Consider the following 13,111-nt stretch of genomic DNA (forward strand, 5'->3'; position numbering starts at 1 on the left):
TCCCCGCACCCCTGACGGGGCGCTTTGTGGCTCAGGGGAGTTGGGGGTGTGAGTGGACCTGGGCCTGGTCGGCTGCTTTTGTACCCTCTGTCCAGCCGGGTTCGTCGGTTATTCCGCGCAAGCGGGTCGTGGTGGTTTCCGGGAACATCCGGGTCATGCGGTCGGTCACGGCCAGCTCTCTCGTGGCCAGGACCGGGAGCAGGTCCCGGGACGGGTCGGTGTCGGCCAGGGCCGACCGGGCCGCTGCTCTGAGGCGGTCGCCGACCCGGTGGGCGTAGGCCGCCAGGAAGGACTGGCGGAAGGTCTTCGTGCGCTTGCGGCCGCCCGCCCGCTGCGCCGCCTCCGCCTTCGTCATCGCGTGCGTGGCCTGCACCAGCAGCGAGGTGTGGAGCAGCTCGACCACCTCCAGGTCCGCCTCGAAACCGACGACCGTGGAGAAGGCCAGCGGCTCGTTCCACACCGCGCGGCAGTGGTTGGCCGTGGCGACCGCGTCCAGCAGCACCGCCTTGGCCTGCTCGTACGGCGGCTCGACGCCGATCCGGCAGGCACCCGGCGCGTCCGGGGCGGGCGCCCCCGCGGCGAGCAGCGCCTCGTCCACGCTGTGCCGGGCCATCAGTTCCTGCGCCTTGGCGGTGAGCGCCTCCGCCTCCTCGGGAAAGCCGGTCGCCTCGGCCTTGGCGAGCAGCGCGCGGATCCGGGTGAGCATGCGAGAGGACTCCGGACGGTGCGCGGCCGCAGCGGGCCGGGGCTCGTCGAGGGACTCCAGGGCGGGCAGCCGCAGCAGCATGCGGTAGAGCTCCAGGACGGTGGTGGCGTGCGAGAAGCGGTCGCCTCCGCGTGCGGGGCGGTCCGCTTCCGGCAGCGCGTCGAGCTGTGCCCGCCAGCGGGGACCGCGCGGCCGGTCGTCCGGTGCCTGCGCCCGGATCAGCCCGGCGGCGAGCCGGACGTGCGGGTCGTCCAGCTCGCGCCGCACCAGCCGGACCACGTCGGCGGGCTGCCAGCCGCGCCGCCAGGCGGCTGCGACGAACTCCCGGCCCCGGTGCGCGAGTTCCGCGTCGGCGCCGGAGTCGGCCGCGAGGAGGGACGCGCCCGTGTCGAGGCCGGTGTCGGTGTCGTCGTACAGGGCGCTCTGGAAAGCTCGGTCGACGGTGCTGGGCTGGCTGCTGGTCACGTGTCGATCGTGCCATGCGACGCCGACAGTGGTCGGCGGCCGTCCACACCCTGTGGACAACGCTCCGATCCTCCACCGCGGACCCACCCGCCGACGGGGTGTCAACCAAGGGTTGACAGGTTAGGGGTGTCAACCTACGGTTGACATATGGCTACCGACCCGAACATCACGGCATCCGTACGCCTCGACGACCTCATCGCGGCGATCAAGAAGGTGCACCCCGAACCCCTCGACCAGCTTCAGGACGCGGTCATCGCCGCCGACCACCTGGGCGACGTGGCCGACCACCTGATCGGCCACTTCGTCGACCAGGCCCGGCGCTCCGGCGCGTCCTGGACCGACATCGGCAAGAGCATGGGCGTCACCCGGCAGGCGGCTCAGAAGCGCTTCGTGCCGAAGGAGTCCGCCGCTCTCGACCCGAACCAGGGCTTCGACCGCTACACCCCGCGCGCGCGGAACGTGGTGATGGCGGCCCACAACGAAGCGCTCGCGGCACGCAACCCGGAGGGCCGCCCCGAGCACCTGGTCCTCGGCCTGCTGGCCGAACCGGACGGCATCGCGGCGAAGGCGATCCTCGCGCAGGGCGTCCTGCTCGACACCGTGCGCCAGACGGCCACGGCGGCGCTCCCGACGGCCTCGGAGGACGTCCCCGACCTCGTCCCCTACGGCCCGGAGGCCAAGAAGGCCCTCGAACTCACCTTCCGCGAGGCCCTCCGCCTCGGCCACAACTACATCGGCACCGAACACCTGCTGCTGGCCCTCCTCGAACACGAGAACGGCGACGGCGTGCTCAGCGGACTGGGCATCACCAAGCCGGCGACCGAGGAGTACATGAACAAGGTGCTGGGGCTGCTGCTGGAACAGAAGAAGGTCGCGGCGGAGGCGGCGGGCGCAGCGGAGACGGCAGCGGACGAGCCGCACGGGGACGAGGCGGGCTGAAAGACCCTCGGAGCACTGAAATCGCAGCTCAGAGCGATTGTCAGTGGTGGGTGCCACACTCGCAGCATGACCGACCGGTGGGCTCTCGCTCCGGCCGAGGACGGTGGCGTGGACGTCGCCCCCCTCGGTCCGGACGGGCTGCCCGCCGGGCCGGTGCGGCGGGAGCCCGATCTCGCCGGGGCGGTCAGGGGCCGCCCGGAGGTGACGCGCTGGGTGTGGCGGTCGACCGCCGAGGTCTACCCGCGTCTGCTCGCCACGGGGGTGCGAGTGGAGCGGTGCTACGACATCGAGGACGCCGAGACACTTCTGCTGGGCCACGAGGGACGTTCCGGCGAGCCGCACTCGGCCGCCGCCGCCCTGGCCCGCCTCCGCGGCGGCCCCGTCCCGCCCGACCCGCCGCAGCGCGCGGCCGAGCCGGGCGCGCAGTCCCCGCTGTTCGAGCCGCAGGGCACCGCCCGCCTGACGCTCGACGAGCTCCTCACGGTCTACGCCGAGCAGCAGCGCCGGCACGACCGGGCCGAACACCCGGACCGGATGCGGCTGTTGACCGCCGCCGAGTCGGCCGGCATGCTGATCGCCGCCGAGATGAACGGCGCGGGCCTGCCCTGGAGCGCCGAGGTCCACCGCAAGGTGCTGCGCGAACTGCTCGGCGAGCGGTACGCGGGCGGCGGCGAGCCGCGCCGGCTGGCCGAGCTGGCCGACGAGGTGTCGGCGGCGTTCGGCAGGCGGGTGCGCCCGGATCTGCCGGCCGACGTGGTCAAGGCCTTCGCCCAGGCCGGGATCAAGGTGAAGTCCACCCGCCGCTGGGAGCTGTCCGGCATCGATCATCCGGCGGTGAAACCGCTCCTCGAATACAAGAAGCTGTACCGGATCTGGGTGGCGCACGGCTGGACCTGGCTCCAGGACTGGGTGCGCGACGGCCGTTTCCGGCCCGAGTTCCACGCGGGCGGTACGGTCACCGGGCGCTGGGTGACCAACGGCGGAGGCGCGCTGCAGATCCCGAAGGTGATCCGGCGGGCCGCGGTCGCCGACCCCGGCTGGCGGCTGGTCGTGGCCGACGCCGACCAGATGGAACCACGGGTGCTGGCGGCGATCTCCCGCGACCCCGGACTCATGGAGGTCGCCGGGCGGGAGACCGACCTCTACCAGTCCGTCTCCGACAGCGCCTTCTCCGGCGACCGCGCACAGGCCAAGCTCGCCGTCCTCGGCGCGGTCTACGGCCAGACCTCGGGCGACGGACTGAAGAACCTGGCCGCGCTCAGACGCCGTTTCCCCAAGGCGGTCGCCTACGTCGACGAGGCGGCGCGGGCCGGCGAGGAGGGCCGGCTGGTGCGCACCTGGCTGGGCCGGACCTGCCCGCCGGCGACCGGCGCGGGCGACGGCACCGAGGAGGCGGGGATGCCCCAGGAGGAGCCGGAGGAACAGGCGGCCGAGGGCTGGGTACCGGGCTACGCCTCCACCAACTCCCGGGCCAGAGGCCGCTTCGCGCGCAACTTCGTGGTCCAGGGCAGCGCCGCCGACTGGGCCCTGCTGATGCTCGCGGCGCTGCGCAGGACCTGCGCGGACCTGGCGGCCGAGCTGGTCTTCTTCCAGCACGACGAAGTGATCGTGCACTGCCCGGAGGAGGAGACCGAGACGGTCGTGACGGCCATACGGGAGGCGGCCGACCTGGCCGGCCGGCTGACGTTCGGGCAGACACCCGTACGGTTCCCGTTCACGACCGCGGTGGTGGAGTGCTATGCCGACGCGAAGTGATCAGCCGGGTCGGTCAGGCAGGTCGGGACGGCCGGGACAGTCGGGTCGGTCGGGGCGGTCGGGGCGGTCACCGGGTGTCAGCAGGGCCCGCAGCTCCGCGAGGACGTCCGGCTCGTCCGTGCCGTCCAGGGCCGTGAGGGCCGCGTGCCAGGCGTCGTACGCTTCGCCGGTGCGCCCCTGCTCGCGCAGGAGCAGACCGAGTTGGTGGCGGGCGAGACCGCCGCTGTAGCGGTCGGCGCGGGCGTCGGCACGGCGCAGGAGTTCGGTGCACTCGTGGTGGGCGTGGTCGGTCCGGCCGAGGGCGCGCAGCGCGCGTACCAGACCGAGCCGGGTCTGGGACTCGCCGTGCCAGTCACCGTGGCCGCCGAGGATGCGCAGGCTCTCCTCGAAGTGCGCGGCGGCGGCCGCCGGTTCACCGAGGCGGAGCTGGGCGTAGCCGATGTTGCAGTGCGCGGAGTGCTGCAGGATGACGGCGCCGATGGCGTCCCCGATCGCGAGGGAGCGCCGGTGCTGCTCGATGGCGGCGCGCGGGTCGCTGTGCTCGTAGAGGTTGCCGAGATGACTGTGGGTGACAGCCTCGCCGTAGGGGTCGTTCAGCTGCCGGGAGTAGTCCAGGCTCTGCCGCAGCGCCTCGCCCGACTCGTCGTACCGGCCGAGCCCTTCGAGCAGCAGCCCCCGGTTGTTCAGGGCACGCCGGATCCAGGAGGCCCTGCCCAGCCGCCGCCACAGGGCCAGCGCCCCGTCGGTCAGGGCGAGGGCCTCCCGCTGGCGGCCGGTGAGGAAGCGCAGGCCGGCGAGGTCGCCCAGCGCGTAGGCCTCGGCGGGCTCGTCGCCCAGACGCCGGGCGGCGGCCAGGGCGGCGGTGCCGAGCACCTCCATCTCGGCGACCCGGCCGCTGCGCAGGACGTAGGGGTAGAGAAGCCGGACGAGCGTGGAGAGGTAGGCGCTGATCCGCGCGTCGGCGGTGTCGGCGTACCGCTCCACCAGGGCGACGATGTTCTCCAGCTCCATGTCGCCCCAGGCGAAGGCACGCTCGGCGCACTCGAAGGACGACAGGGCGGCGGTGTACGGCTGGTGTTCGGGCGGCTGCGCGGTGGTGGGCCGGCGGCGGTCGCCCTGGTCGCGTCCCGGTTCGAGGATCGCGAGGAGGGCGCGTTCGGCGACGGCGGCGAACCAGCGCAGGGCGGTGAGAGCAGCCTCGACGCGGTCGGTGCCGCCGGTGCCGCCGGTACGAGCGCTGCCGCCGGTACGAGCGCTGCCGTCGCTCCCATCGCTCCCGTCGGCCAGTTCGCGGGCGAAGTCCCGTACCAGGTCGTGCGGGGTGTAGCGGCCGTACGCGGTCTCCTCCAGCAGGGCGACGTCGACCAGGCGATCCAGGGCGGCCTCGGCGCGGCGCTCGTCGGTGCCGATGAGCCGCGCGATCAGGGGGGCGCCGTAGGTGGGCAGGTCGAGGGCGCCGAGGTGGCGCAGGACGAGGGCGGCGTCGCGGTCGGGGGCGCGGTCGGAGCCGGCCAGGGCGCCATGGGCCACGGCGAGAGAGCGCCGGACGCTCAGGTCGTCGTATTCGAGGTGGCGCAGTCTGTCCTCGGTGGCGGCCAGTTGACCGGCCAGCACCTCCGGGGTGAGGGCACGGCGGGCGGCCAGCCGGGCGGCCACCACGCGCAGGGCGAGCGGGAGCCGTCCGGTGAGGCCGACGAGCGGGTGACCGGCGTCGATCTCCGCACGCCCGCTGACCGCGCGCAGCAGAGCCGCGCTGTCCTCGCCGGTCAGCGGCCCGAGCGGGAAGCGGCGGGCACCGTCGAGCGCGGTGAGCGGCGAACGGCTGGTGACGATCACCGCGCAGCCGGGGCCGCCGGGGAGCAGCGGCCGCACCTGGGCGGCGTTCGCGGCGTCGTCGAGGAGCAGCAGGGTACGGGTCGGCGCGAGCAGGGAGCGGAGCAACGCGGCGGCCGCGTCCGGGTGTTCGGGGATGAGCCGGGGATCGGCGCCGAGGTCCCGCAGCAGCGCGGCGAGCGCCTGGCCGGGGGCGAGCGGGGGCATGCCGGGGGTGGCGCCGTGCAGGTTGACGTAGAGCTGGCCGTCGGGGAAACGATCCTTCAGTTGATGTGCCACGTGCAGCGCGAGCGCGCTCTTGCCGACGCCGGCCATGCCGGTGAGGACGGCGAGGGCGGTGCGGGCGGGAGCGGGCGCGGGCGGGTGGGCGAGGGCGAGGGCCAGTTCTTCGCAGGTGGCGGTGCGCCCCGTGAAGTGGGCCGGGGACGGGGGAAGTTGGGCGGGGCGGGGGGACACGGAGTCGTCGCGCGTAGAACCCGGGTCAGGCGGCTGGCCGGGATCGGCGCCTTCGGCTTTCGGCCGACGGTCAGGTGACGTACCCCCCTGGGGCGCGGGGAACTGCGCGACCGGCCCCGACGCGCCCGCACCCGCCCCACCGCCCGAGCCACCCTCGGACGTCGGCGTCTCCCCCACCGCGCCAATCCCCCGCAGCACCTCCACATGGGCCCGGCGTACCGCCGGGCCGGGCTCGATGCCGAGTTCCTCGCGCAGGCGGTTGCGCAGGTCGCGGTGGACGGCGAGGGCCTCCGCCTGCCGGCCGCCGCGGTGGAGGGCGAGCATCAGCTGGCGGTGATAGACCTCGCGCAGCGGGTGCTCCGCGACGAGCGCGGCCAGCTCCGGTACGACGCCGCCCAGCCGGGGCCCGCCGAGGGCGAGCTCCGCGTCGTAGCGCCACTCCAGGAGCAGCAGCCGGGCCTCCTCCAGGCGCTGCACGAAGGCGAAGCCGCCGAGTTCGGCGGGGAGGCCGCCGAGCGGGCTGCCGCGCCAGAGCGCGAGCGCGTCGGCGCAGGCGCGCAGCACCCGTGCCCACTCCCGCCGCCCGTGCGCCGTGCGCGCCTGGGCCACCCGGGTCTCGAACACGTCGACGTCCAGTTCACCGTCGTCGACCCGCAGCAGATACCCGGGCGGTACGGCCCGCAGCCGCTCCGGGTCGTCGAGAAGCCGGCGCAGCCGGGTGACATGGTTGTGCAGCGAGGCGCGCGCGGACGCCGGGGGCGCCCCGCCCCACAGCGCCTCCCGCAGCGACTCGACGGAGACGACCCGTCCGGCCTCCAGGAGCAGCGCGGCGAGCAGCGCGCGCACCTTGGGACTGCCGATGGGGCGTACGTCGGCCGCGTCGTAGAGGACCGGAGGTCCCAGCAGTCCGAACCGCAGCTCGTACCGCCGCATCACTCCACCCTTCGCCTCCCCGCACGGCAGAGGTGCCCGCCGGTCCTGGATCCTGGCGGAATCGCATCCCGTAGGGGATGAGTTCCCGCCACCTTCTCTGTGCCGGTCGGAGCCGGAATCCGCTGGATTTCCGGCCTGTTCCCGGAGCCGAACGGCGGCTTCGCGCCAACCGGTTGGCAGCCGCCGGGAGAACCGCTGGCCACATGTTAGCGATCCGTTGGCGCGCCCTGATGTGATCTTCACATCGGACCGGGTCCGACGGCGCACGCGTGGATCGCGTGACTCGGGGGAGTGTCGCCGCAGGCCAGGGTCCGGGGACGCGAGAGGGCTCCGGTCGGCGGAGGTGATCGACCGGGGCCCTCGTCCCGTTTCCGGACCGAACCGAACCGGACCGGACTACGGCCCGGCTCCCCTGCTTCCCGGCCTCAGACGACGGGCGGACGCCCGAGCCGCGTGAGCCGCCAGACCGTGCGCCAGCGCATCGGACGGCGCTCCCCGGCCGGCTCGCGCAGCCCCTCGGCGAAGCCGGCGAACCAGGCCCGCAGGCCGCCCGTCGAGCGGGTGCGCAGGAGCGTGATCAGTATCCAGACGCCGAGGTGGACCGGGATGAGCGGCAGGGGCAGCCGACGGCGGGTCAGCCAGACGCGGTTGCGCGCGGTGACCCGGAAGTAGACGGCGTGCCGGGCGGGCGAGGTCCGGGGGTGCTGGAGCAGCAGTTCGGGCGCGTAGAGGATCCGCCAGCCGGCGTCGGCGGCCCGCCAGGCGAGGTCGGTCTCCTCGTGCGCGAAGAAGAACTCGGCGGGCCAGTCGCCGGTCTCGGCGAGCATGGCCATGCGCAGGGCGTGCCCGCCGCCGAGGAACCCGGTGACGTAACCCCCGCGCAGGGGGTCGGCGTTGCCGACGCGCGGCACGTGCCGTCGCTGGGTCACACCGCGCTCGTCCGCGATCCGGAAGCCGACGATGCCCAGCCGCGGGTCGGCGGCGAACAGGTCCCGTACCTGCCGGAACACCTCGACGTCGACGAGCAGGCCGTCGTCGTCCAGTTCGACGACGACGTCCACGTCCCCGAACGCGCGCAGGGTGGCGAGGGCGACGTTGCGGCCGCCGGGGCAGCCGAGGTTGTCCTCGACGTCGACGGTGGTGACCTCGCCGGGCAGGTCGAGGCGGCGGGCGAACTCGGGCAGCCGGCAGCCGTTGCCGACGATCACGATCCGGGCGGGGGCGAGGTCCTGCTTGGCGACGGACCTGAGCAGAGCGTCGACGTCGTCGGGCCGGTTCCCCATGGTCACCACGGCGACAGCGAGCCTCGGCTCCGCCATGTCCCTCACCCCATCAGGCCGACGGCGGTGCCCGCGTCCTGACCGCGCGACACTCTCCGTTAACCACGATGTTGCCTCAGGTGTGGCCCCAGTCCTGGCTCCGGTTTTATTTGCGGCCCTTTTGCAGCGATTTTCCCCGGGTAGGACGAACCTCCGCTCCGACCGCGCGTTGCGGCACCCCGGTCCTGGGGCCCCTCGAAGCGGTCAGCCGAGATTGTTGCCCCACAGGGATCTGTCGGTGCTCCTGAGGCTGGGCACGCCGCCGTAGGTGCCGCCGTCGGCGGTGACGAGCGGGGCGGAGAGCTGGTCTTCCAGGATTCCGTCACGGACCCGCACGATGGTGCTCCCGTGGTCGGTCCTGCCGGGCTTGAACGTCTTCCCGTCGATCGCGGCCTTCAGGTAGTACAGGGCGTACTTGGCGTAGAGGTCCACCGGCTGGGACACGGTGGCATCGATGGTGCCGCCGGAGATGCTCCTCAGCTCCCTGGGGATGCCGTCGTTGGAGACGACGAACACGTGCTTCGGGTCCTTCGATCCGACCAGCAGCCCCTGCTGCCTGAGCACGTGGAGCGTGCCGGACAGCGCGAAGCTGGCCTGCATGTAGATGCCCTTGATGTCCGGGTGGGCGGTCAGGTCGGCCTGGAGCTTCTGCGCGGCGACGTCCCCGTCCCAGTTGGTGGCCTCTGCGAACACCTTGACGTCCGGGTAGTTCGCCTTCATGCACGCGTCGAACCCCTCGGTGCGGTCACGGCCGTTGATCGACGAGAGGTCGCCCTGCAACATCACCACCTTGCCCTTGCCGCCCAGCTCGGTGCCCAGGTACTTGCACGCCTTCTCGCCGTAGGCACGGTTGTCGGCGCGGACCACCATGTAGACCCTGCCGGTGTCGGGGCGGGTGTCGATGGTGACGACCGGGATCTTCGCCGCCTGCAGTTGCGTCAGGATCGGCGCGATGGCATAGGTGCTCTGCGGCGCCATCGCGATGCCCTCGGCGCCCTGCAGGATGAGTGTCTGCACGTTGGCGGCGACCTTGGCGACGTCGTCCTGCGAGTTGGTGGTCTTCAGCGAGAGGCCGAGTTGCCTGGCGTACTCCGGCGTGTACTTGATGTACGCGTTCCAGAAATCGGTGTCGGAGCGCGGGTAGTCGACGCCGACCAGCGGCTTGTCGCCGCCCGACGTGGCCGTGCCGCCGGAGCCGCCGCCGCAGGCGCTGAGCAGCGCCAGCGCGGAGAGGGCGGAGGCGGTGGCGCGGAGGACGGGTCTGCGTCTCATCGGTACGTTCCTCGCGCTGGGTCCCGAAGCTCCTGCCGTCCGACGGCAGCCTCACTCGGCCGGCAGACACACGCCACCCGGCCGACATCTATCATTTTGTCCAATATACGTACCTATGGGAGCGTCCCCCGCTCCTCCGGTGAAGGGTCAGGCCCGCCCGTGCGCCTGCTGGGTGTGCCGGGACAGTGAGTCGAGGACCACCGCGACGAAGAGCACCCCGCCGGTGATCACCAGCTGGACGGCGGTGGGGGTGTCGGTGAGGGCCATACCCGAGGCGATCGACTGGATGACCAGGATGCCGAGCACGGCGGACCAGGTCGTACCGCGTCCTCCGAACAGGCTGGTACCGCCGATGACAGCGGCGGCGATGGCGTTGAGCAGCAGGACGCCGGAGCCGGAGTTCTGGCTCACCGACGTGATGCGCGAGGCCAGGAACAGGCCGCCGGTCGCCGCCAGGGTGCCGGAGACCGCGAGCACGGCCGTCTGTACGGCGGTCACGTTGAGGCTGGCGCGACGGGACGCCTCGACGCTGCTCCCGAGTGCGTAGACCCTGCGGCCGTAGTGCGTGCGACGGAGCACGATGTCGAGGCCGGCCACCGTGACGAGGAAGATCAGCAGGGCCAGCGGCAGGCCCTGGAACTGGTTCAGCAGGTAGGCGGAGCCGAACGCGATCACCGCCGCCGCTCCGGTGCGCACCGCGAGGGTGTGCAGCGGGCGGTGCGGCATACCGACGGCCCTGCGGCGGCGTCTGTCCAGATAGGAGCCGAGGAAGACCAGAGCCGTGGCGAGTGCCGCCACCGCGTAGCCGACGCCCGCGTTGGTGAAGTAGTAGCCGGTGAGGTGGGCGATGAGCCCGTTCTCGTCGAGGTTGATGGTGCCGCTGGTGCCGAGGATGGCGAGCATGAGACCGTTCCACGTCAGCAGCCCGGCGAGGGTGACCACGAAGGCCGGCACCCGGGTCCTGGCGATGGAGTACCCCTGGGCCGTGCCCGCCGCGGTGCCCGTGAGGACCGCGGCGATCAGGGCGAGCCATTCCGGCACGCCGTTGTCGACGTTGAGCACCGCGAAGACCGCGGCGGCGAACCCGCTGATCGAGCCGACCGACAGGTCGAGCTCACCGAGCAGCAGCACGAAGACGATGCCGACCGCGATGAAGCCCGTACCCACGATGTCCACGCTGAGGTTGGACAGGTTGCGGGGTGAGAGGAAGGTGGAATCCAGGCTCTGGAAGATGATCCAGACCGCGGCGAGGACCAGGGTGACGGGAAGGTAGCCGAGCTCACCGGCGCCCAGCCTGCGCCGCCGGACGGCGATCCAGCCCGCCGCGGCGCGGCTGACGGCCCGCCCGGCATGGCGCTGACCGGCTTTCGCGGTGGCTGCCGCGGAATCCGCCCGCCTCTCGTCCGGCATGTCACGCTTCCCTTTCACCACTCGGCCTCTGGGGCGGCCGGCCGGCGGGGCACGTTCTCCGTGGCGCCCGTGATGGAGGAGACGATCTGCTCCTGGGAGGTGGTGCTCACGTCGAAGAAGCCGTTGTTGCGGCCGAGCCGCAGCACGGCGGCCCGGTCCGCGAGGGCCTTCACATCCCCCATGTTGTGGCTGATGAGCAGAATCCCCAGGCCCTGGTCGCGGAGCCGGTCGACGAGGTCGAGTACCTCGGTGGTCTGCTCGAACCCGAGCGCCGCGGTCGGTTCGTCCAGCAGGAGGACGCGCGGGTCGCCGAGAAGCGAGCGGGCGATGGCGACGGTCTGCCGCTGGCCGCTGGACAGTGACACCAGGGGTCCGCGCAGGTCGGGAACACTCCGGGTGAGCCGTTCCAACAGCTGCGCGGTCCGGCGCTCCATCTCCACCTCGTCGAGGAAGCCGAACCTGCGGATCTCCCGCCCGAGGAAGAGGTTGCCGACGACGTCGAGGTTTCCGCACAGCGCCAGGTCCTGGTAGACGGTGGCGATGCCGAGGTCGCGGGCCTCCTGGGGACGCCGGATGTGAACGGGCCGGCCGTCCCATTCGATGCTGCCCCGGTCCGCGGGAGCGACCCCGGAGATCACCTTGACCAGGGTGGACTTGCCGGCTCCGTTGTCGCCGAGCAGGGCAAGGACCTCGCCGCCGTGGATTTCCAGCTCGATGTCCCGGAGGACCTCGATGACTCCGAAGCGCCTGCACACGCCGTGCAGGGCGAGCAAGGGAGGCGGCAAGGGAATCGTCTCCTTCCGGGGGCCGGGGCGGCCGGTCCCGCCTGTCAGGTCAGTCCGGCCCGGTGGCAGTCGCGTACGAGTGGCGGGGCGCAGATCTGCCCGAGCGTGTACACGCCGTCCTTCACCAAGGTGTCCTTGATGGTGGCAAGGGTCACGGACACCGGGGTGAGCAGCACGGCCGGAACCTCCGCGCCGTTGCGGGTTTTCACCCGCCTGGTGGCCACCTGGTCGAGGCGTTGGCCGCGGGCGGCTGCCACGGCCATGGCGCCGCCCGCGGCGGCCTCGGGCCCGAAGGGCTTGTAGACCGTCATGTACTGGTCGCCGACGACGATGCGTCGTACGGCTGCGAGCTCGGCGTCCTGCCCGGTGACGGGCGGCAACGGGTCGACCTCGTCGGCCTTGAGGGCGGCGATGCTGCCGGCGGCGAGCCCGTCGTTGGCGGCGTAGACGCCGTCGACTCCGTCGGCGCCCAGGGCGGAGAGGGCAGCGGCCATGTTCAGGTCCGCCGTCTCGGTGCTCCACTGCGGTGTGTCGTACTGCTTGGCGATCGTCACCTTCCCCTGGAGTTCGGAGAGCGCGCCCTGCCTGAACGACAGCGCGTTGGGGTCGCCGGGGTCGCCGTTCATCATCACGATCCGGCCGCCGTGCGCCTTCGCGCCCATCGCCGTCAGCAGCGCCTTGCCCTGGAGCCTGCCGACCTCCTGGCCGTCGAAGGAGACGTAGCCCGAGATCGGGCCCTCGGCGAGGCGGTCGTAGGCGATGACCGGGATGTGCGCGGCAGCCGCTCTTCCCACCGAGGCACCCAGGGCCCTGGCATCGACGGCCGCCAGCACGATGGCATCGACCCCATGGGCGATCGACGAGTCCATCTGTTCCTGCTGGACGGCCACGTCACCTTTGGCGTCCGCGTGCTCGATCGTGCAGTCGCCGCACACTTCCCGGATCTTCTGTTCCAGCAGGGGCCGGTCCCACACCTCCCAGCGGGCGGTGGTGGAGTCCGGCAGCAGCACGCCGATCGTCCGCGCGCTCCCACCGCCGGAGGTGTTCCCGGCATCCGATCCGCAGGCGGTGAGGGACACGGCCGCGGAAAGCGCGGCAAGGGCCAGGGCGGTGTCCCGGACGCGGGCGTTCATGCGCGAGGCCTCCCTCCTCCCCGAAGCCGTGCGGCTGCGACCGCGGTGCAGCGGCACGGCCCGCCGGAGCGAGGCAGAATCGGCCCGCACCCGCGCATACCGGGT

9 protein-coding genes are annotated in these 13,111 nt (G+C 72.7%); 2 read left to right on the forward strand and 7 right to left on the reverse strand.

What is annotated here, in order from left to right; genetic code table 11:
* Nucleotides 1-31 precede the first annotated feature (31 nt).
* Nucleotides 32-1,171 carry a DUF2786 domain-containing protein gene (locus ACIQVL_RS45230; RefSeq protein ID WP_403442077.1) on the reverse strand — a complete coding sequence of 380 codons (1,140 nt, stop codon included), beginning with the start codon at nt 1,169-1,171 and terminating at the stop codon, nt 32-34.
* A 147-nt stretch (nt 1,172-1,318) separates the two neighbouring features.
* Here ACIQVL_RS45230 and ACIQVL_RS45235 point away from each other — a divergent pair, with 147 nt between their 5' ends.
* Both ACIQVL_RS45235 and ACIQVL_RS45240 read left to right on the forward strand, forming a co-directional pair.
* Complete coding sequence (locus ACIQVL_RS45235) at nt 1,319-2,110, forward strand: Clp protease N-terminal domain-containing protein (RefSeq protein WP_403478433.1); 792 nt, start codon at nt 1,319-1,321, stop codon at nt 2,108-2,110.
* A 66-nt stretch (nt 2,111-2,176) separates the two neighbouring features.
* Entirely contained in the window at nt 2,177-3,865 is a 1,689-nt protein-coding gene (locus ACIQVL_RS45240; protein WP_403478434.1) for a bifunctional 3'-5' exonuclease/DNA polymerase, read from the forward strand.
* On the opposite strand, the gene ACIQVL_RS45245 is transcribed toward ACIQVL_RS45240, so the two are convergent.
* The 6 genes from ACIQVL_RS45245 to ACIQVL_RS45270 form a co-directional block, all read right to left on the reverse strand.
* Nucleotides 3,866-7,087, reverse strand: a complete 3,222-nt coding sequence (locus ACIQVL_RS45245) for a BTAD domain-containing putative transcriptional regulator (protein ID WP_403478435.1) — start codon at nt 7,085-7,087, stop codon at nt 3,866-3,868. It lies immediately after the preceding gene.
* A 425-nt stretch (nt 7,088-7,512) separates the two neighbouring features.
* Nucleotides 7,513-8,406, reverse strand: coding sequence for a glycosyltransferase family 2 protein (locus tag ACIQVL_RS45250; RefSeq protein WP_403478436.1), 894 nt, complete (start codon nt 8,404-8,406; stop codon nt 7,513-7,515).
* 204 nt (nt 8,407-8,610) lie between these two features.
* Nucleotides 8,611-9,678: a sugar ABC transporter substrate-binding protein gene (locus ACIQVL_RS45255; RefSeq protein ID WP_403478437.1), complete on the reverse strand. Its 1,068-nt coding sequence runs from the start codon at nt 9,676-9,678 to the stop codon at nt 8,611-8,613.
* Between the two features lie 147 nt (nt 9,679-9,825).
* Nucleotides 9,826-11,088, reverse strand: a complete 1,263-nt coding sequence (locus ACIQVL_RS45260) for a sugar ABC transporter permease (RefSeq protein ID WP_403442091.1) — start codon at nt 11,086-11,088, stop codon at nt 9,826-9,828.
* Nucleotides 11,089-11,102: 14 nt separating this feature from the next.
* Complete coding sequence (locus tag ACIQVL_RS45265; protein WP_403442094.1) at nt 11,103-11,873, reverse strand: ATP-binding cassette domain-containing protein; 771 nt, start codon at nt 11,871-11,873, stop codon at nt 11,103-11,105.
* A 44-nt stretch (nt 11,874-11,917) separates the two neighbouring features.
* Nucleotides 11,918-13,006, reverse strand: coding sequence for a sugar ABC transporter substrate-binding protein (locus ACIQVL_RS45270; RefSeq protein WP_403442097.1), 1,089 nt, complete (start codon nt 13,004-13,006; stop codon nt 11,918-11,920).
* Nucleotides 13,007-13,111: the final 105 nt, after the last annotated feature.

The sequence above is a fragment of the Streptomyces sp. NPDC090499 genome (assembly GCF_044769305.1).
In the GTDB taxonomy this organism is placed as follows: Bacteria; Actinomycetota; Actinomycetes; order Streptomycetales; family Streptomycetaceae; genus Streptomyces.